Raw genomic sequence first — 19,443 nt, 5'->3', positions numbered from 1 at the left:
CAGGAGCGAGGAAAGGAAGAAAGGAGAACGCGGTGGCTCAGTGCGAAGCCCGCGCCATTTCGGTGGGATCGGCGGACGCGGCAGGCTCGAGGGGCCCGGCCGTTGCGGAGGGTTCGGCGTGCGTGCGGTTGAAGAGCATGTTCAGCAGCACCGCGGTGAGCGAGCCCATGGCCAGCCCGTTGCCCAGCACCAGCTGCAGCGTGTCGGGAAAGCGGCTGTACAGGCCCGGCACGACGATGGGCAACAGGCCCATGGTGAGCGCGCCGGCCAGCACGAACATGTTGCCGCGCTCGTGCAGGTCGATCTTGCGCAGCATGTCGATGCCCATCGTGCCGATGATCGCGAACACCACCATCGCGGTGCCCCCGACCACGGCCGCGGGAATGGCGCTGGCCAGCCGGCCGAGCGGCGCCGACAGGGCGATGAGGATCAGGATCGCACCGGCCGCTGCCGTCACGTAGCGCGAGCGCACCTGCGTGGCGCGCACGATGCCGATGTTCTCGCCGCTGGTGATGATCATCGAGGTGCCGAAGAAGCCGCCCGCCAGCGACATCAGCGCATCGCCCCGGATGGTGCGCGGCACCGCATCGCGCGGATCGATCTTGCGGCCCACCACCTCGGCCACCGCCACCGTCTGGCCGGTGGCCTCGACCATCGAGATCACGCTGAAGATCAGCAGCGGCACGGCCGCCACGAGGTCGAAGCGCGGAAAGCCGAACGGCAGCAGCGTCGGGGCGCTCCAGAGCGGGCCGGCCGCGACGGCGCCGAAGTCCATCAGCCCGCAGAGCGCGGCGAGCACCGTGCCGGCGAGCAGCCCCAGCAGCACGGCGAGCTGGCCGAGCGTGCCCTTGAAGAGCCGCGCGAACAGCACCGTGAAGCCGATGGTCGCGAGCGCCAGGCCGATGTTCACCGGGTCCGCGAAGGTGGGCGTGCCGGCCTTGCCGGCAATGATTCCGCCATACACCTTCACGAGGTTGATCGACACCAGCAGCAGCAGCGTGCCGATGACGATCTTCGGAAAGTACCTGAGGCACCGCGCGAAGACCGGCAGGACGAGGAAATAGAAGAGCGCCGTGAGAATCACCGCGCCCGAGGCGGTCTGCAGGTCGCGCTGCTGCGCGATGGTCACGAACATCACGATCGGCGCGCCGCCCGGCACCATCACGAAAGGCAGCCTTGCGCCGAACTTCCAGGGCCCGAACGACTGCAACAGCGTCCCCAGGCCGCACATGAGGAAGGTGGCGCTGATGAGGTTGACCGTGAGTGCCGCCGGCAGGCCCAGCGCCTTGGCCACGAGGAACACGGAGGTGATGGGCACGGCCGCCATCACCAGCACGTGCTGCAGGCCGAACAGCAGCAGTTGCGAAACGGGCAGCACGGCGTCGACGGCAGGGGCGTCGGAAACACGGGACATGATCGATTCCTTTGACCGGATCCGCGCCCAAATCGATTTGGGCGACGAAGGAAAAAAAGCCGCCTGAGGCGGTGGAGTACATTTCGGGCCAGCCGCCCAAAACGATTTGGGAATTGAATCACCGCTTTTGCAAAAGGTCAACGGGATGAGCACCAACCCATCGCCGCGGGCAAACATCAAGGACGTGGCCCGGGAAGCCGGCGTGTCGCCGACCACGGTCTCCCATGCGCTCAACGCGCGCGGCCAGGTCGACGCCGAGACCCGCGCGCGCGTCGAGCAGGCCGCCCTGAAGCTGGGCTACCGCCCCAACCGGAATGCCCAGCGGCTGCGCACGGGCGAGGCGCACATGATCGTGCTGCTGTCGTCGATGCCCTTCGCGGTGGCCGGCGGCCCGTCGCGCCTGGGCTTCATGATGGAAGTGGCGGCCGTAGCCGCGGCCGAGGCGCTGAACCGCAGCCTCGCGCTGGTGCTGGCGCCGCCCATGGAAAGCGGGCGGATGCCGATGGAGCTGCTGGACGTGGACGGGGCCCTGGTGATCGAGCCCTCCGCGGGCGATGCGAACCTCGAATACCTCGTGCGCCGGGGCTTGCCGGTGGTGGCCATCGGCAAGCCGGCGGAAGGCCCCGCCATGCCGCCGTACGTCGACATCCATTCCGCACAGACGACGCAGCTGCTGCTCGACCACCTGCATGAACAGGGCGCGCGCAAGGTCGCGATGATCCTGGGCGCCGCGCAGCGCAATTCCTATGTCGAGGCCCGGGCGGCGTACGAGCGCTTCGCCGCGGGGCGCGGCCAGCCCGCGCTGCTGTCGCTGATCGACGAGGCCAGCGGCGAGCGCGGCGGCAAGGAGGCCGCGCTGGCGCTCCTGGCGGCCCACCCCGACATCGACGCGTTCTGCATCCCGGTGGACGCCTTCGCCTCGGGCGCGGTGACGGCCATCACCGAATCGGGCCGGCGCATTCCACAGGACGTGATGGTCGCCACCCGCTACGACGGCCCGCGCGCGCGCACCTGCGTGCCGCCCCTCACCGCGGTGGACCTGCACCTGGAAGAAGTCGCGCAGCAGGCCATCGCGCTGCTGTTCGACCACCTGCGCGGCGACCGGAGCCGCCAGCGCGTCGAAGGGCCGGTGGCGCAGCTTGTGGCGCGCGAGTCGTCCGCGCGCCGCGGCCAGTCAGCCTAGTTCGGCTTGGCGCGCGACACGCGCCACACCGCGTTGCCCACGTCGTCGGCCACCAGCAGCGCGCCGCTCTTGTCGAGCGCCACGCCCACCGGCCGGCCCTGGGCCTTTTCGTCGGCGGTGAGGAAGCCCGTGAGGATGTCCACCGGCGGCCCGCTCGGCTTGCCGCCGATGAAGGGCACGAACACCACCTTGTAGCCCGACTTGGGCTTGCGGTTCCACGAGCCGTGCTCGCCGATGAAGACGCCGCTCGCGAACTCCGGCGGCATGCCGCGTGCGTGCGAGAAGGCCATGCCCAGCGGCGCGACGTGCGAACCCAGCGCGTAGTCGGGCGCGATGGCCTTGGCCGCCATGTCGGGGTTCTGCGGCGTCACGCGCGCATCGACGATGCCGCCGTAGTAGGTCCAGGGCCAGCCGTAGAACGCGCCCTCCTTCACCGAGGTGAGGTAGTCGGGCACGAGGTCGCTGCCGATCTCGTCGCGTTCGTTCACCACGGTCCACAGGGCGTTGGTGTCGGGGTCCCAGCCCATGCCGTTGGGGTTGCGCAGGCCGCTCGCGAAGAGGCGCTTCTCGCCGGTCTTCGCGTCGACCTCCCAGATCGCGGCGCGGCCTTCCTCGGCCGCGAGGCCGTTCTCGCCGATGTTGCTGTTGGAGCCGACCGTCACGTAGAGCTTCGTGCCGTCGGCGTTGGCGATCACGTTCTTGGTCCAGTGGTGGTTGATGCCCGCGGGCAATTGCGTGACCAGCGTGGGATTGACCTTCACCGAGGTCTCGCCCTCGGTGTAGGGCACCTTCACGAGCGCATCGGCATTCGCGATGAAGAGCTCGTTGCCCACCAGCGCCATGCCGTAGGGCGACATCAGGTTGGTCATGAAGACCTGCTTGACCTCGGCCACGCCGTCGCCGTCGGCATCGCGCAGCAGGGTGATGCGGTTGGCGCTGGGCACGCCCGCGCCCGCGCGGCCCATGACCTTGCCCATGACCCAGTTGCGGATCTGGGCGATCGGGCCGCTACCGCCATCGTTGCTGCCGCCGGGCTTGGGCGGCTTGTTGCTCTCGGCCACCAGCACGTCGCCGTTGGGCAGGGTGTAGACCCAGCGCGGGTGGTCGAGGCCGCGCGCCAGGGCGGTTACCCGCAGGCCTTCGGCGGGAGTGGGCGTGGCGGTGTCGGTCCAGCCGACGGCGGGCGCCACGTTGACGGTGGGAATCAGGGTCTTGTTCGGCTCGGCCAGTTGCGGGCGGGGGCCGGTCGTGACCTCGGGGGTCAGCTTGGCGGCCTCGCCGCAGCCCGCGAGCAATGCGGCCGCAACGGCCAGGATGGACAACTGCCAGATCGAAGAGCCGATGCGGGTGGGGGCTTGCTGCGGAGCTTTCATGCGTGATCCTTCGCGGCGGGGGCCGCATACCGGGCGGATCATCCACTGGCCGTCCGCCCCGGGGTTGTCGGTCGTGGGCGCTTTCTGGCGTGGGTGCACCCCAATCGCGCATCGCCGCTACCATCGCCGGATGACCGACGACCTGTTCCGTGCCGACGCCTACCTGCGCGCCTGCGAAGCCCGCATCCTGCGCATCGACGAGACCGGCATCGTGCTGGACCGCACCGTGTTCTATCCGCTGGGCGGCGGGCAGGCTGGAGACAGCGGCGTGCTGGCCCTGGCCGACGGCCGCGAAATCCTCATCGCCGACACCCGCAAGGCCAAGAACGAAGAGGGCCTTCCCACCCACGAATTCCTCCATGTGCCGGCGCCCGAACAGGCCGAGCTGCTGGCCGCGCTGAAGCCCGGCGACACCGTCACCGCCCGCCTCGACTGGGAGCGCCGCCACCGGCTGATGCGCTTTCACACCGCCTCCCACCTGCTGTGCCACCTCGTGCCGGTGCCGGTGAATGGCTGCTCGATCACGCCCGACTACGCGCGCATCGATTTCCACATGACCGACCCGCTCGACAAGGAAGCGCTCACCGCCGGCCTCGCCCGGCTGGTCGAGGCCGCGCACCCGCTGACGGTGGGTGCCATCACCGACGAGGAGCTCGACGCGAACCCGGCCCTCGTCAAGAGCATGAGCGTGCAGCCGCCGCGCGGCACGGGCACGGTGCGCACCATCCGCATCGGCGGCGAAGGTGAAACGCAGATCGACTTCCAGCCCTGCGGCGGCACGCATGTTGCAAATACCGCCGAGATCGGGGCCGTGGTCGTCACCAAGATCGAGAAGAAAAGCGCGAACAGCCGGCGCGTGGTGCTGGGCTGGGCCGCCGCGGCAGCCTGAAACATCCTGGAACTTCGCCCTGCCCTATTGCTCCGACTGACGGCATGATCCTCTCGCGCATTCATTTCGCTACGCTTCTGATAGCAATCTCCGCAGCCAGCATGCCGGCTGCGGCGCAACTGGCTTCCAAGACCGGGGCCGTCGTCACCACCCCCCATGTACGCGCCGAACTGATTGCGCATGCGCCCGACGGCGTTTCACCCGGCGCACAGGCCTGGGTCGGCCTGCAGATCACCCATCAGCCCGAGTGGCACACCTACTGGAAGAACGCCGGCGATTCGGGCCTCCCCACCGAGCTGACCTGGACGCTGCCCGCCGGCGTCTCGACCGGCGAGATCGCCTGGCCGGTGCCCGAGAAGATCCCGGTCGGCAACCTCGCCAACTACGGCTACGAGAACACCGTGCTGCTGCCGGTGCCGCTGGAAGTGTCGACGCTCTACAAGCCGCCGATGGCTCTCGCCGGCGGCACGCCCGCGATGGACGTGAAGCTCAAGGCCTCCTGGCTGGTCTGCCGCAAGGAATGCATCCCCGAAGAGGGCGAATTCACCCTCTCGCTGCCGCTGCAGGGCTCGACCGCGCTGCACAAGGCCGAGTTCGACGCCGCGCAGGCTGCTCAGCCCCAACCGCTGGCCAAGCCGGGCGGCATCGAGGTCAATGGCAACAACCTGCAAGTCAGGCTCGAAGGGCTGCCGGCCGCCGTGCAAGGCAAGACGCTGGCGTTCTTCCCCGAGACCCCCGAGGTGATCCGCACCGCGGCCGTCTCCGGCAAGGACTGGACCCAGAGCTGGCAAGGCAACACCTGGACCGCGACGATGCCGCTGGCCGACCAGCGCAGCGCGAGCCCGACGGTGATGCCGGTGGTGGTCGCACTCGCCGAGGCCGATCGCCAGCCGGGCCAGCCGGTGGCGTGGCGCACGGAAGCGCCGGTCGCAGGCGCATGGCCCGCCGCCGCCACGCCGGTGCGCGCCGAGGTCTCGCCCGCCCTGCAGGCCGCACTCACCGCCAATGCAGCCAACGCGGCCGCATCGGCATCGCCCACCGACCTGCCCGCCCAACCCGCCGGCACCTTCGCCATGGCCCTGCTGGGCGCGCTGCTCGGCGGCCTGCTGCTGAACTTGATGCCCTGCGTGTTCCCGATCCTCGCGATCAAGGTGCTGGGCTTCGCGCGGCAGGCGGGCAACGCCAGTGCGCACCGCAAGGCGGGCCTCGCGTACACCGGCGGTGTGATGCTGTCGTTCCTCGCGCTCGGCGGCGCCATGCTCGCGCTGCGCGCGGCCGGCGCACAGCTCGGCTGGGGTTTCCAGCTGCAGTCGCCGGGCGTGGTGGCGGCGCTGGCGGCGCTCTTCACGCTGATCGGCCTCAATCTCGTGGGCGTGTTCGAGTTCGGCCACGCAGTGCCGTCGTCGATGTGCACCGCGCAAGCCAAGCATCCGCTGGCCAACGACTTCCTCTCCGGCGTGCTCGCCGTGGTGATCGCCTCGCCCTGCACCGCACCGTTCATGGGCGTGTCGCTCGGCTTCGCGATCGGCCTGCCGGCCGCGCAGGCGCTGCTGCTGTTCGCGGCGCTGGGCCTCGGGCTCGCGCTGCCGTATCTCGTGGCCGGCTTCGTGCCTGCCATCGCGCATCTGCTGCCCAAGCCGGGCCCTTGGATGGGCACGCTGCGCCGCCTGCTGGCCTTCCCGATGTTCGCCACCGTGGCCTGGCTGGTGTGGATTCTCGGCCAGCAAAGCGGCATCGACGGTGCGGGCACGCTGCTCGCGCTGCTGGTGTGCCTGGCGGCCATCGTCTGGGCGTTCACGCTGCGCGGCCGCACGCGGCTCGTGATTGCCACTGTGCTGATCGCCTTCACCGCCGTGCTGACCGGCGCCATCGGCCGCAACGTGCTGCAGGTCGTGGAGCCGGCCAAGCTGGCTGCAGCAAGCACCGCGAACCAACGCTGGCAACCGTGGTCGGCCGAGCGCGTGAGCGAGCTCTCGAGGGCCGGCCAACCGGTGTTCATCGACTTCACCGCCGCCTGGTGCGTGACCTGCCAGTACAACAAGAAGCGCACGCTGGCCGATGCCGAGGTGCTGGCCGATTTCGATGCCAAGAAGGTCGCGATGCTGCGCGCCGACTGGACCCGCCGCGACCCCGCCATCACCGCCGCGCTCACCGCGCTCGGCCGCAGCGGCGTGCCGGTCTACGTGCTGCAGGCGCCGGGCAAGGCGCCGGTGGTGCTGACCGAAATCCTGGGTAAAGACGAGGTCCGCGCCGCACTCGCCGCGCTTTGACCACCCGCGTGACATGGGTTGTCACATGCACTTGAAGAAACGGTTCTAAGCTGCAGTTGTCGTTTGGAATTTTCTAATGGAGCTCAAGCTGGCCATGTCTCTCTCGCCAATCTCCGACTCGCGTTCCCTTCGTGCCGCGCGCCATGCCCGCGCCGCCCTGAGCCGAGCCTCCCGCCGTGCCGTCGTCGCCGCCGCTGTCGCGCTGGGCGGGGCCTTCCTGATGGGCAACGCCTTCGCCGCACCGGCCGTGGGCCAGAAGGCGCCCGACTTCGTGGCCGTCGACACCACCGGCGCCAAGCACAAGCTCTCGGACTTCGCCGGCAAGTTCGTCGTGCTCGAATGGACCAACCCCGGCTGCCCCTTCGTGCGCAAGCACTACGGCAGCGGCAACATGCCCGCCACGCAGAAGGCCGCGACCGACAAGGGCGTGGTGTGGCTCGCCATCAACTCCACCGAGCGCGCCGCGAGCGACTACCTGAAGGCCGACGCGCTCGATGCCTGGATGAAGTCGCAATCGGCCGCGCCCACCGCGGTGCTGATGGACGAGGACGGCGTCATCGGCCAGGTCTACGGCGCGCGCACCACGCCGCACATCTTCATCATCGATCCCAAGGGCGTGCTGGTGTATGCGGGCGGCATCGACAGCATCGCGTCGGCGCGCGCGGACGACATCAAGACCGCGACCAACTACGTGAACCAGGCGCTGGGCGAAGCCTTCGGCGGCAAGCCGATCTCGGCGGCCACGACGCGGCCTTACGGCTGCTCGATCAAATACAAAGCCTGACGCGCGCACAGGCACGCACGTCGTCACTCTTCTTCGAGTGACAGCTACCTGACCCGCGGCGTCAGGTAGCGGTCGGGGAGCCCGACCTACTCTTGGCGAACACACATCGCCCAAGGGGACAACAAGATGAATCCTGCGCCCTCCGCTGCGCAACAAGGCGCGGCCGCCCGCCCTTCTTCCACCACGGCTTCCTCCTCGAAATTCGCCACCGTCCTGCGCGTGACCGGCGGCAACTTCATGGAGATGTTCGACTTCTTTTTGTTCGGCTTCTACGCCACGCAGATCTCGAAGGCGTTCTTCCCCGCGGGCAACGAATTCGCCTCGCTGATGCTCACTTTCATGACCTTCGGCGCGGGCTTCCTGATGCGTCCGCTGGGCGCGATTTTTCTCGGCGCGTATGTCGACCGCGTCGGCCGCCGCAAGGGCCTGATCGTCACGCTCGCGCTGATGGCCGTCGGCACGCTGCTGATCGCCTGCGTGCCGGCCTACGCGACCATCGGCCTTGCGGCGCCGCTGCTGGTGCTCATCGGCCGGCTGCTGCAGGGCTTCTCGGCGGGCGTGGAACTGGGCGGCGTGTCGGTGTACCTCTCGGAGATGGCCACGCCGGGCCGCAAGGGCTTCTACGTGAGCTGGCAGTCGGCCAGCCAGCAGGTGGCCATCATCGTGGCGGCCGCGCTCGGCTACTGGCTCAACGTGACCTTCACCTCGCAGGAGATCGGCGACTTCTACTGGCGCGTGCCCTTCTTCGTCGGCTGCCTGATCGTGCCGGTGCTCTTCGTCATCCGCCGCTCGCTGCAGGAGACCGAGGAGTTCATGGCGCGCAAGCACCGCCCCGATGCGCGCGAGATCTTCCAGTCGATGGTTGCGAACTGGGGCCTCGTGGTCGCCGGGATGATGCTGGTGTCGATGACCACCGTGTCGTTCTACCTGATCACGGTCTACACGCCGACCTTCGGCAAGTCGGTGCTGCACCTGAGCACGACCGATGCGCTCGTCGTCACGCTGTGCGTGGCCGTCTCCAACTTCATCTGGCTGCCGATCATGGGCGCGCTGTCGGACCGCGTGGGGCGCAAGCCGCTGCTGATTTTGTTCACGGTGCTGACCATCCTCACCGCCTATCCGTCGCTCAAGTGGCTGGTCGGCGCGCCGAGCTTCGCGCGCATGCTCGAAGTGGAGCTGTGGCTGTCGTTCCTCTACGCGAGCTACAACGGCGCGATGGTGGTGGCGCTGACCGAAGTGATGCCGGTGAATGTGCGCACCGCCGGCTTCTCGCTGGCCTACAGCCTGGCGACGGCGCTGTTCGGCGGCTTCACCCCGGCCATCGCGACGGGGCTCATCGAGATGACCGGCGACAAGGGCGCGCCCGGCCTGTGGATGACGGCGGCCGCCATCTGCGGGCTGATCGCCACGCTGGTGCTCTACCGGCGCAACGTGAGTCCGGCGGATTCGCGGCGCGTGCCGGTGGTCTGAGTTTCTTCAGACCAGGCGAAGCCCGCCGTCGCATTCGATCACCGTGCCCGTGGTGTAGCCGTTCTCGATCAGGAACTGGATCGCATGCGCCACGTCCTGCGGCTGGCCCACGCGGCCGACGGGCAGGGTCTCGACCTGCTGGCGGAACAGGTCGTCCTTGAGCGCAGCGGGCACGCGGTTCCACCAGGGCGTGTCGACCAGGCCCGGTGACACGGCGTTCACCCGGCTCGGTTTCAGCTCCCGCGCCAGGCTGCCGAGCATCGCTTCGAGCGCGCCATTGATCGCGGCCAGCCCCGCCGTACCGGGCAGCGAATTGCGCGCCGAGATCGCCGTCACGAAAGTGATGCTGCCGCCCTTCCGCAACACGCGCGCACCCGCCTGTGCCGCTTCGAGCTGCGGCCAGAACTTGGCCTCGAAGCCGCGCCGCAGCGATTGCAGATCGAGCTGCACGAATTCGCCCGCGCCCTCGCCGCCGCTGAGCGTGAGCACGAGGTGATCGATGGGCCCCGTCTTCTCGAAGAAGGCATCGAGCGCACCGCGGTCGCAGGCATCGAAGGCCGCGCCGCTCACCTTCGCGCCCATGCCGCCGATCGCTTCCTGCAACTTGCCGTTGTCGCGCCCGGTCGCGATGACGCGCGCACCCGTCGCCGCAAGCCGCCGCACGGTCTCGAGCCCCACGCCCGACGAGCCGCCGACGACCACCACTGTCTGTTGTTCCAAAGTCATGGCTGTTCCTTTGATTGCCTGATGAGCCTTCAGGTTAGGGAGGGCGGGCCTATCATTCAAATCGTTTGGAACCATGGACAACATCAACGAAAGTGATTTCAGGCGGCTGGACCTGAACCTGCTGCTGGTGTTCCACGCGCTGCTGCACGAACGCAGCGTCACGCGTGCGGCGCAGCGCCTTTTCATCGGCCAGCCTGCGCTGAGCGGCGCACTCAAGCGCCTGCGCGTGGCGCTGGGCGACGAACTGTTCGTGCGCACCTCGCACGGCATGACGCCCACGCCCCGCGCGCTCGAACTCGCGCGCGTCATCGAGCCGCTGCTGCTCTCGCTGCAGCAGGCGCTGCATGCGAAGCCGGTGTTCGATCCGGCCAAGGCCGAGCGCGTGTTCCGCATCGGCCTGAGCGATGCGCTCGAAGTCGCGCTGATGCCGCAGCTCATGCAGCGGCTCGCGGCCGAGGCGCCGGGCGTGCGGCTCATCGCGCGCGCTGCCGATCGCGCCAACGCACCCGGCATGCTCGACGCGGCCGAAATCGAACTGGCCGTGGGCGTCTTCATCGACTGCGCCGCATGGCACCGGCAGCGCGCGCTGTTCGACTGGCACTTCGTCTGCGTCTACAACCCCGGCCTCGTGCAAGTGCGCGGCAAGCGGGTGACGTTGAAGGAGTACCTGCGCCATCCGCACCTGCTCACCTCGTTCAGCGCCGACCTGAGCGGCCTGGTCGACGAGCTGCTGCGCGAACAGGGGCTCGCGCGCCAGGTCGTGTTTTCGAGCCGCAACTTCGCGACCAGCCCCTTCATCGTGCGGCAGATGCCGGCAATCACCACCGTGCCCACCTTTGCGGCGGCCACCTGGCGCGATGCGCTGGGGCTGGCGGTCAGCCCGCTGCCGTTCGACTCGCCCAGCTACGAGGTGTCGCTCCTGTGGACGGCCGCGCACGACGGCGACCTGGGCCTGCAGTGGCTCATTGCGCTGATGTACGAGGTTTTTGGCGGCAAACCCGTCCGCTGATCCCGCGCGCATGGCCCCTGCGACAATTGGGAAATGCCTTTCGCCCCACTGCAAAACGATACTTTCCTGCGAGCCTGCTGGCGCCAGGCCACCGATCACACGCCCGTCTGGCTCATGCGCCAGGCCGGCCGCTACCTCCCGGAGTACGTCGCCACGCGCGCCAAGGCCGGCAGCTTCATGGGGCTGGCGACCAACACCGACTACGCCACCGAAGTCACGCTGCAGCCGCTCGCGCGCTATCCGCTGGACGCGGCGATCCTGTTTTCCGACATCCTCACCGTGCCCGACGCCATGGGCCTGGGCCTGTCGTTCGAGGCTGGCGAAGGCCCGCGCTTCGCCCGCCCGGTGCGCGATGAAGCGGCGGTGGCCGCGCTCGAAGTGCCCGACATGGACAAGCTGCGCTACGTGTTCAGCGCCGTGGCCTCGATCCGCAAGGCGCTCGACGGCCGCGTGCCGTTGATAGGCTTCTCGGGGAGCCCCTGGACCCTGGCCTGCTACATGGTCGAAGGCGCGGGCTCCAGCGACTACCGGCTCGTCAAGGGCATGCTCTACAGCCGCCCCGACCTGATGCACCGCATCCTCGCGGTCAACGCCGATTCGGTGGCCACGTACCTCAATGCGCAGATCGATGCGGGCGCGCAGGCCGTGATGATCTTCGACAGCTGGGGCGGCGTGCTGGCCGACGGCGCCTTCCAGGAGTTCAGCCTCGCCTACACGGCCCGCGTGCTCGCGGGCCTCAAGCGCACCGGCGCCGACGGCCAACCCGTGCCGCGCATCGTGTTCACCAAGGGCGGGGGCCTCTGGCTCGAAGCCATGCGCGCGCTCGATTGCGAAGTGCTCGGCGTGGACTGGACCGTGAACCTCGCCGCCGCACGCCGCCAGGTCGCCGAAGGCAGCGACGGCCAGGCCAAGGCGCTGCAGGGCAACATCGACCCGAACGTGCTGTTCGCACCACCCGCGCAGATCGAGGCCGAGGTGGCGAAGGTGCTGCAGGCTTTCGGCAAGCCGCACGCCGATCGCCACGCGCCGGGGCCCACGCACATCTTCAACCTGGGCCACGGCATCAGCCAGTTCACGCCGCCCGACCATGTGGCGGCGCTGGTCGAAGCGGTCCACACGCAGTCGCGCGCCCTGCGCGGTTGAAACTGTGACGGCGGGGCGGGTCACGCGAAAGCGCGGGACGCCCCGGAAAGATCGCTCCGAATCCGTTTGTCAAGCCCAAAAACGGTCTAGGAGGCCCGACTTATGCACAAAACGCGTGTTGCACTGCGCAAGATTATCTGAGGCACCGCCTTCTTTGCTCCCAAACCAATAGCACGCGTAAGTTGTTGATTTATATAGGATTTGAACTTTGCTTTTTTTTGGGGCATTCCAGCCAGAGCCTTGATTTTCAAGGCTCCCCAGCGTGTCGAGCCTTGTTGTCAACAAAGTTATCCACAGAAACTCTGGATGGACGCCAAAGCGCTGAAAAATCAACGACTTAAGCGATTTAGCTCAAAGTCGCATTAACAACCTTTGCCAACAAGGCCCCTCATCTCCACCGCCCGCCCCGCCCCCGAAACGGACGCCCCGCCCCCGGGTAACTCCGCTGTGCCGCCGCCCGAAAGCGCGCCGGCGGGCGCGGCGTGGCGTCTTGATATCGCGGTGCAGACGCCGGCGCATGCCGCGCTCGGCGACCTGCTGAGCTACGCCGGCGCCGCGCCGCTGGTGCCAGGCACGCTGGTGCGGGTGCCGCTGGGCCGGCGCGAGGTGCTGGGCGTGGTCTGGAACGAACCCGCTTCGCTGGCCGGCGCCGAGCCCGACATGGCGCTCAAGCCCGTGGGCGCCGCGCTCGACGCGCTGGCGCCGCTCGGCGAGGCCTGGCGCGACCTCGTGGCCTTTGCAGCGCGCTACTACCAGCGCTCGATCGGCGAGATCGCCCTGGCCGCCCTGCCGCCGCAACTGCGCGACCTGACGACGACGCAGCTCGCCCGCCGCCTCAAGCGCAAGACGACGACCGGCCCCGTCGCCCAGACGGCCGAAGCCGCCAACCTGATCGCGCTGAGCCCGGAACAGACAGCAGCCCTCGCCCGCATCGAGGCGGAGAGCGGCACCTTCCTGCTGGTGGGCAGCACCGGCAGCGGCAAGACCGAGGTCTACCTGCGCTGCGTGGCCGACCTGCTCGCGCGCGACCCCGAGGCGCAGGCGCTGGTGATGGTGCCCGAGATCAACCTCACGCCGCAATTGGAAGCACGTTTCAAGGCGCGCTTCGGCGACGAGGCGGTGGTGTCGCTGCACAGCGGCATGACGAATCCGCAGCGCCTGGCGAGCTGGCTCGCGGCGCACAGCGGCGCCGCGCGCATCGTGCTGGGCACGCGCATGGCGGTGTTCGCATCGATCCCGGGGCTGAAGCTCATCGTGGTCGACGAGGAGCACGACCCGAGCTACAAGCAGCAGGAAGGCGCGCGCTATTCGGCGCGCGACCTCGCCGTGTGGCGCGGCCAGCGCGAGGGCGCGAAGGTGATCCTCGGTTCGGCCACGCCTTCGCTCGAAAGCTGGCACCAGAGCCGGCCCGCCGAAGGCGACGACCCGGGCGGACGCTATGTGCGGCTGGAGATGCCATCGCGCATCGGCGCGGGCGAGCTGCCCGCGGTGCGTCTGGTCGACATGAACCTGCAGCCGCCCAAGACGGTACTCTCGGGCGCGCTGCTCGACGCCATCGGCCAGCGCATCGCGCGCGGCGAGCAAAGCATGATCTTCCTGAACCGCCGCGGCTACGCGCCGGTGCTGGCCTGCGGCGACTGCGGCTGGAAGAGCGAATGCCCGCACTGCAGTGCCTACCGCGTGTTCCACAAGATCGACCGCACGCTGCGCTGCCACCACTGCGGCTTCACCGAGCGCGTGCCGCGCGCCTGCCCGGCCTGCGGCAACCCGGACATCGCGCCCGTGGGCCGCGGCACCGAGCGGCTCGAGGAGCACCTGGCCGAGTTGTTCGCCGCAGTGAAGCGCCCCGACGGCAGCGCGGTGCGCATCGCGCGCATCGACGCCGACAGCACCAAGAAGCAGGGCGCGCTCGAATCGCAACTTGCTGCCGTACACGCGGGCGAAGTCGACGTGCTGGTCGGCACGCAGATGATCGCCAAGGGCCACGACTTCCGGCGGATCACGCTGGTGGCCGCGGTGAACCCGGATGGCGCGCTGTTCTCCAGCGACTTCCGCGCGCCCGAACGGCTGTTCAGCCTGCTGATGCAATCGGCCGGGCGTGCCGGACGCGACGCTGCGTACCTCGCCGCACAGGGCGCGACAGCAGAGATGTGGATCCAGACCTTCCACTCGCAGCACCCGCTCTTCATGGCGCTGCGCAAGCATGACTACGCCGCGTTCGCGAAGCAGCAGCTCGATGAGCGCCAGGCCGCCGCGATGCCGCCCTTCGCATTCCAGGCGCTGCTGCGCGCCGATGCGCGCGAGCAGGCGGTGGCGCAGGCCTTCCTGAACATCGCGGCCGATGCGGCCGAAGCCTTGCCCGGCGCCGACATCGTCACCCGCTATCCCGCGGTGCCGCTCTCGATCCAGCGCGTGGCCAATGTGGAGCGCGCGCAGATGCTGATCGAAAGCCCCTCGCGCGCGGCATTGCAGCGCCTGCTGGCGGCATGGCAGCCGCTGCTGCACGCGCTGCGGCGCACGCCCGAGGGCAAGGGCGTGATCCGCTGGCTGGTCGACGTCGATCCCCACAGCATCTGAAGACCGCCGCGGGGATGCGCCGCATGCCGTGCGCTTACTGCAGCAAGGACTTCTCCAGGAGGGTCTTCTGCTGCAGCTTCAGGATGCGCGCGTTCGCGGCGTCATCCGAGGTCGAGGCTTCGTAGAACCTCACGAGGTCGGACTTCGCCTTGGTGCGCGACGGGCCGTCCAGGTAGATCTGGTGCCCCGAGGGGTACTCGTTGATCTCCAGGTTCTTGCGCAGCTTGGGGTCCAGCGGCAGGTTCTGCTCCAGGTCGATCCGGGTCTGGTACCAGGGCGTGACGTTGTCGTAGTAGCCGCTCAACTGAAGCACCTTCACGTCGGGGTTGACGCTCATCGTGGCCGCCAGGTCGGGCAGCGTGTTGAGCTGTCCGCGCGTCTTCGTGGTCTTGTCGGTCGGGTCCTTGTGGGTGTAGTCCCAGCTGACGTTCGAGATGCCGGTGAACGCCGAGTTCGAGGTGTATTTCAGTTCCTGGTTGATGTAGAAATTCCACGCCGCGATGTAGACGCCGTTGACGGCGCGGTCGAACGCGTCGTTGTTGATCAGGCTGATCTGGCTCGCCACGCCGAGGTCGGTGGTGGTGGCGCGGCCGTCGTAGGCGCCGACACTCACACCCGGCACCAGATTGCGCTGGAAGTCGTCGGTGCCGACCGCCAGGTAGCTGCCCTTGACCAATGGCTTGGAGATGCCGATGAATTTCGACGTCGCCTCCACGATCGCATCGCTGGGCTCCGGTCGCGCGGCCTCGGCATCCGCCTGGTCCTGCAGGCGCTTGTTGAGCCGCGCCGTCAGGTCGGCCGCATTCGGCAACGTGGCGAGGTAGTCGAAGACGTCCTGGTAGGTGGGATTCGGCACGGTGTCGATCACATGCCGGATGGCGGCCTCGATCTCGGGGTCGTAGTCGACGTCGTTCACCGCCTTGTAGTAGGCCTTGAACTTCGGCAGCACGCTCGCGCTGTTGGGCAGCGTGTTGATGTAGTCCACGATCACCGACCAGGCCAGGCTCGAGGGGCTGCCCGCCGCCTCGAACGCGCCGTTGATGGCGGCCTCGAGTTCCGGGTCATCGCGAAGATCGCTGATCTTCTTCTTGCGCGCGACCTCGGGTGCCACCGCCTTCGCGAAGTCGCCCGACGCGAACTTCGTGAGCAGCGCCATGTACGCAGGCAGGTCGGCCGGAAGCGGCGTGTAGGTGGCCTTCTTGTGGTACCAGGCATCCGCGGCGTAGGTCGGCAGCAGCCCGACCGGGTTTTCATTCTGCGAATAGTCCAGGATGGACGAGAGCAGCACGATGCCGTTCAGGTCGATGCCGTCCATGTGCAGCAGGTAGGACATCACGGCGCTGCGCGGCGTGCCATAGGACTCACCGAAAAGGTATTTCGGCGAATTCCAGCGGCCGTTGGCGGTCAGGTAGCGCTTGATGAATTGGTTGATGGATTTGGCGTCCTTGTCCACGCCCCAGAAATCCTTGTTCTTGTTGGGCGCAATGGCTGCCGAATAGCCCGTGGCCACGGGGTTGATGAAAACCAGGTCGCTCCGGTCGATCAGGCTGTCGGGATTGGTTTCCACCGTATAGGGCGCCGGCGGCGTGAAATCGGGCAGCGAGGTCTTGATGCGCTTGGGCGCATACGAGCCCAGCAGCAGCCAGACCGACGCGGAACCCGGGCCGCCGTTGTAGAAGAAGGTGACGGGGCGCGTGCGGGCGTCCTTGCCGTCGGCCGTATAGGCCACGTAGAACATCTTGGCGCTCGGCGTCGAATGCAGCGGATCGTAGGTGACCAGGTGGCCGGCCGTGGCGGTGTAGCGGATGCGCTTGCCGTCGATGACGGTGTCGTGGTGCGTGATCGCGCCGTCCTCGCTCGCCTCGGACACCGAATCGTCGGGGCCATTGCCGTAGGCCACCGGATCGAAGAAGGGCCGATCCGCCTCCAGCGGCGGCGGCCGGGAGTCCGCGAGGGCGTTGGCCGAAGTGTCAGTCTGGCCGGCAGCGCCGGACCCGAGCCCTGCGCCAGCGAAGCCGCCACCACCATCGCTGCCACCCCCGCAGCCCGTGAGCGCCAGGGTCACCGCCACGAGCACCGCGCCTATACCTCTGACTGTTATGCGTTGTTCTATGTCCATCTTCACCTCCAATGAATTAAAAAGTAAAAGGAACCATGGCCTGTCTACTTTTCGGTGAAATTCAAGAAGGCAACCGACAATCAATTGACGGGCAAAGAGGAAATTAGGCCGGCAATCATCAAATTTCATCGAATTTGAACGGGCGCGACATCCTAAGCACAAGTTGCATTTGTCCGGAACAAATTCGCTGAAATTGCATCGTTAAATCTTCGATGCGATCTTTCATATTAATTTCCAATTGGATCTGGGAATAATAAATAAAACCAATTAATTGGCCATTAATTAGGCATAAATAGGTATATTGGAATTTCCGAAATATCCCTGGCCGATCGACGCCGATCCGCACGGCATCTGGGCCGGTTGTCCTGCACGGTGCGGGCAGGGGCGGGGCGAGAGTGAATCACCATGAATACCTTCTTCGTCGCTCAAGGAATACGCCGCGCGGGACTCGGCATGCTGCTGCTGGCTGCCTCGGTGCTGGCGCCGGCGATGTCCCATGCGCAGCAGCAGCCCGCACCGGCCGCCGCGCTGCGCGCCAAGCTGCAGGCGCTCGCGCCGCAACTGGAACGCAACGCCTTCCGTCGCCCGCTCGCACTCGAATCGAGCGAAGCCGCCGACCGGTTGAGCGGCGACGTCTACGCGCTGGTGGACCATCCCTTCGCCCGCGTCAGCGACGCACTGCGGGAACCCGCCGCGTGGTGCCAGGTGCTGATGCTTCACCTCAACACCAAGCATTGCGCGGTGAAGAATGGCGGCACCACGCTGGCGGTGGCCATCGGCCGCAAGTTCGACCAGCCGCTGTCGGACGCGCAGGTCATTGCCTTCGCCTACACCCCGGGCAAGGCGGATGCGAACTACCTCAACGTTCGCCTGAGCGCCGACACCGGCCCGCTCTCCACACGCGACTACAGCATCGTGTTCGAAGCGGCGCCGGCCGACGGCGGCAAGACCGCCATCCACCTGCGCTATGCGTATGCCTACGGCACCGCGGCACGGCTCGCGATGAAGGGCTACCTCGCCACGCTCGGCAGCGACAAGGTCGGCTTCACGCCCGCGGGACAGGGCAACTACATCGGCGGCGTGCGCGGCGTGGTGGAGCGCAACACCATGCGCTACTACCTCGCGATCGACAGCTACCTCGATGCACCCGGCGCAGGGCAGCTGGAGCAGCGCCTCGCGGCGTGGTTCGATGCAACGGAGCAGTACGCCAAGCAGCTCCACGAAGTCGAGAAGAGCGACTACCTCACGATGAAGCGCCACGAGTTCCAGCGCATGCAGCAGCCGGCCGCGTCCTGAAGCGACGACGCGCCCATTCCAAGAACTCAGTGATCAGTGGTGGCCGGTGGGCTCCTTGCCCATGTCGACATAGCGCAGCTCACTGTGATGCCGGCGCCGCGCGATGCTGCCCGGCCATGCGAACACCACGAGACTCAACGCGGCCAGCGCGATCGACGCCGCGGTGCCGAGCACACCGGCATGCCACACCCAGCCCACGCCGGCGAGCCAGGCCACCCACAGCAGGATGCGAACCAGTATTGCCATCGCGCGCCCCATTCACATCTTTGACCTGGAACCACTGTAGCAGCGCATCTGCAAACTCAAGCATTCAACTGAAGGCATACCGATGCCTACGACTTACGGCCTGCCCTGCAGTTACCCAGAAATAATCTGCAAAAAGAGTTGACGTGATGCCGTGCGGCTGTTCAAGCTGTAAACGGGCAGTAAACCCGCGAACTCAGCGCGGACCCCGGGTTCCAAGCAAGCTCGCTCGCTCACACGCAAAGGTCGCCGTGAAACCGTCGTCTCTTCCTGGTTGGGTCCTCTCGCTTGCGTGCATCGCCTCGGTCATCGGCACACCCGCCGCCGCCGCGGACATCGAACTGCAAGGCCGCGAGCTGGTGGTGTCGGGCATGCTCGACGGCGGTGCGATCAAGCCCTTCATCGACCATCTGGCAAGCGGCACCGTGCGCACCGTGGTGTTCGAGGACCTCTCCGGCGGCACCGCCGATGCGGCCGGCGCCTTTGCCGATGCCATCCGCGCGAGCGGCGTCGACACCGAGATCCGCGGCCAGTGCATGGCCGCCTGCGCGTACGCGTTCCTTGCCGGCAAGACGCATCGATTCGGTTACGGCTTCCAGGTCAACGGCATCCTGCTGCCGGTGGCCGCGCGCCCCACGGCGGCCGAGCTGGCCGTGCGCTGGCGCGGCGACGAAGCCCACAAGACACTGGCCGACTTCACGCCCGCAACCGCCACCACGGCGGGCACGGCGACGGCGAAACCGGTGGAGGCCAGTGTCCCGCCCGCGAAAGACAAGGACAACTGGCAGCCCGACCACGGCGTGCTCTTCACCGCGAGCCCCACGCTCTTCGGACGCATCTACAACGCCTACTACTGCGACGGCACGCAGGGCCGCGACTTCTCCAAGTGCGAGCGCCTGTCCGATGCCGATCCGTACAAGCTCGGCGTGCTCACGCCGTAGCCCTTC

At 67.8% G+C, this 19,443-nt stretch carries 14 protein-coding genes and 1 pseudogene; 10 read left to right on the top strand and 5 right to left on the bottom strand.

The genetic code is table 11. From position 1 onward, the window contains the following. Positions 1-37 precede the first annotated feature (37 nt). Entirely contained in the window at positions 38-1,414 is a 1,377-nt protein-coding gene (locus GNX71_RS03725; RefSeq protein ID WP_206177075.1) for a solute carrier family 23 protein, read from the bottom strand. A 145-nt stretch (positions 1,415-1,559) separates the two neighbouring features. Between GNX71_RS03725 and GNX71_RS03720 the strand changes: the two genes are divergently transcribed. After that, positions 1,560-2,597, top strand: a complete 1,038-nt coding sequence (locus GNX71_RS03720) for a LacI family DNA-binding transcriptional regulator (RefSeq protein WP_206177074.1) — start codon at positions 1,560-1,562, stop codon at positions 2,595-2,597. On the opposite strand, the gene GNX71_RS03715 is transcribed toward GNX71_RS03720, so the two are convergent. Continuing rightward, positions 2,594-3,970, bottom strand: a complete 1,377-nt coding sequence (locus GNX71_RS03715; protein ID WP_206177073.1) for a sorbosone dehydrogenase family protein — start codon at positions 3,968-3,970, stop codon at positions 2,594-2,596. The two genes, GNX71_RS03720 and GNX71_RS03715, sit on opposite strands and share 4 nt — an antisense overlap. Positions 3,971-4,100: 130 nt before the next feature. Here GNX71_RS03715 and GNX71_RS03710 point away from each other — a divergent pair, with 130 nt between their 5' ends. From GNX71_RS03710 to GNX71_RS03695, 4 genes are all read left to right on the top strand, one after another. After that, positions 4,101-4,859: an alanyl-tRNA editing protein gene (locus GNX71_RS03710; protein ID WP_206177072.1), complete on the top strand. Its 759-nt coding sequence runs from the start codon at positions 4,101-4,103 to the stop codon at positions 4,857-4,859. Positions 4,860-4,903: 44 nt separating this feature from the next. Further along, positions 4,904-7,129: a thioredoxin family protein gene (locus tag GNX71_RS03705; RefSeq protein WP_206177071.1), complete on the top strand. Its 2,226-nt coding sequence runs from the start codon at positions 4,904-4,906 to the stop codon at positions 7,127-7,129. 94 nt (positions 7,130-7,223) lie between these two features. Then, the gene (locus GNX71_RS03700) at positions 7,224-7,913 is read left to right on the top strand and encodes a redoxin domain-containing protein (RefSeq protein ID WP_241027154.1); all 690 of its coding nucleotides are present in this window, start codon (positions 7,224-7,226) and stop codon (positions 7,911-7,913) included. A gap of 126 nt (positions 7,914-8,039) precedes the next feature. Continuing rightward, positions 8,040-9,383 (top strand): MFS transporter, encoded by a 1,344-nt coding sequence (locus GNX71_RS03695; RefSeq protein WP_206177069.1) that lies wholly within the window; start codon positions 8,040-8,042, stop codon positions 9,381-9,383. A gap of 6 nt (positions 9,384-9,389) precedes the next feature. Here GNX71_RS03695 and GNX71_RS03690 read toward each other — a convergent pair whose 3' ends face one another. Next, on the bottom strand, positions 9,390-10,109 hold the full coding sequence (locus GNX71_RS03690) for an SDR family oxidoreductase (RefSeq protein WP_206177068.1): 720 nt from the start codon (positions 10,107-10,109) through the stop codon (positions 9,390-9,392). Between the two features lie 73 nt (positions 10,110-10,182). Between GNX71_RS03690 and GNX71_RS03685 the strand changes: the two genes are divergently transcribed. From GNX71_RS03685 to priA, 3 genes are all read left to right on the top strand, one after another. Beyond that, positions 10,183-11,118, top strand: a complete 936-nt coding sequence (locus GNX71_RS03685) for a LysR family transcriptional regulator (protein ID WP_206177067.1) — start codon at positions 10,183-10,185, stop codon at positions 11,116-11,118. 33 nt (positions 11,119-11,151) lie between these two features. Next, complete coding sequence (hemE, locus tag GNX71_RS03680) at positions 11,152-12,261, top strand: uroporphyrinogen decarboxylase (RefSeq protein ID WP_206177066.1); 1,110 nt, start codon at positions 11,152-11,154, stop codon at positions 12,259-12,261. A 501-nt stretch (positions 12,262-12,762) separates the two neighbouring features. After that, entirely contained in the window at positions 12,763-14,838 is a 2,076-nt protein-coding gene (gene priA / locus GNX71_RS03675; protein ID WP_206179334.1) for a primosomal protein N', read from the top strand. Positions 14,839-15,946: 1,108 nt separating this feature from the next. Here the strand turns inward: priA and GNX71_RS33470 are convergent. Then, positions 15,947-16,957, bottom strand: a pseudogene (locus GNX71_RS33470) (hypothetical protein); the annotation flags it as partial. A 405-nt stretch (positions 16,958-17,362) separates the two neighbouring features. Between GNX71_RS33470 and GNX71_RS03665 the strand changes: the two are divergent. Further along, on the top strand, positions 17,363-18,253 hold the full coding sequence (locus tag GNX71_RS03665; protein WP_206177064.1) for a hypothetical protein: 891 nt from the start codon (positions 17,363-17,365) through the stop codon (positions 18,251-18,253). A gap of 33 nt (positions 18,254-18,286) precedes the next feature. On the opposite strand, the gene GNX71_RS03660 is transcribed toward GNX71_RS03665, so the two are convergent. Continuing rightward, positions 18,287-18,499 carry a hypothetical protein gene (locus GNX71_RS03660; RefSeq protein ID WP_206177063.1) on the bottom strand — a complete coding sequence of 71 codons (213 nt, stop codon included), beginning with the start codon at positions 18,497-18,499 and terminating at the stop codon, positions 18,287-18,289. Positions 18,500-18,747: 248 nt separating this feature from the next. On the opposite strand from GNX71_RS03660, the gene GNX71_RS03655 reads away from it, so the two are divergent. Continuing rightward, the gene (locus GNX71_RS03655) at positions 18,748-19,437 is read left to right on the top strand and encodes a hypothetical protein (protein WP_241027153.1); all 690 of its coding nucleotides are present in this window, start codon (positions 18,748-18,750) and stop codon (positions 19,435-19,437) included. Positions 19,438-19,443 lie beyond the last annotated feature (6 nt).

The organism is Variovorax sp. RKNM96, from assembly GCF_017161115.1.
Lineage (GTDB): Bacteria > Pseudomonadota > Gammaproteobacteria > Burkholderiales > Burkholderiaceae_C > Variovorax.
The sequence above is the reverse complement of the archived record's forward strand: the minus strand, read 5'-3'. Positions and strand labels throughout refer to the sequence as shown.

Excerpts from the sequence above, each read along its gene's own strand:
- GNX71_RS03725 (WP_206177075.1), bottom strand. The coding sequence starts at position 1,414 with ATGTCCCGTGTTTCCGACGCCCCTGCCGTCGACGCCGTGCTGCCCGTT.
- GNX71_RS03720 (WP_206177074.1), top strand. The coding sequence starts at position 1,560 with ATGAGCACCAACCCATCGCCGCGGGCAAACATCAAGGACGTGGCCCGG.
- GNX71_RS03715 (WP_206177073.1), bottom strand. The coding sequence starts at position 3,970 with ATGAAAGCTCCGCAGCAAGCCCCCACCCGCATCGGCTCTTCGATCTGG.
- GNX71_RS03710 (WP_206177072.1), top strand. The coding sequence starts at position 4,101 with ATGACCGACGACCTGTTCCGTGCCGACGCCTACCTGCGCGCCTGCGAA.
- GNX71_RS03705 (WP_206177071.1), top strand. The coding sequence starts at position 4,904 with ATGATCCTCTCGCGCATTCATTTCGCTACGCTTCTGATAGCAATCTCC.
- GNX71_RS03700 (WP_241027154.1), top strand. The coding sequence starts at position 7,224 with ATGTCTCTCTCGCCAATCTCCGACTCGCGTTCCCTTCGTGCCGCGCGC.
- GNX71_RS03695 (WP_206177069.1), top strand. The coding sequence starts at position 8,040 with ATGAATCCTGCGCCCTCCGCTGCGCAACAAGGCGCGGCCGCCCGCCCT.
- GNX71_RS03690 (WP_206177068.1), bottom strand. The coding sequence starts at position 10,109 with ATGACTTTGGAACAACAGACAGTGGTGGTCGTCGGCGGCTCGTCGGGC.
- GNX71_RS03685 (WP_206177067.1), top strand. The coding sequence starts at position 10,183 with ATGGACAACATCAACGAAAGTGATTTCAGGCGGCTGGACCTGAACCTG.
- hemE (WP_206177066.1), top strand. The coding sequence starts at position 11,152 with ATGCCTTTCGCCCCACTGCAAAACGATACTTTCCTGCGAGCCTGCTGG.
- GNX71_RS03665 (WP_206177064.1), top strand. The coding sequence starts at position 17,363 with ATGAATACCTTCTTCGTCGCTCAAGGAATACGCCGCGCGGGACTCGGC.
- GNX71_RS03660 (WP_206177063.1), bottom strand. The coding sequence starts at position 18,499 with ATGGCAATACTGGTTCGCATCCTGCTGTGGGTGGCCTGGCTCGCCGGC.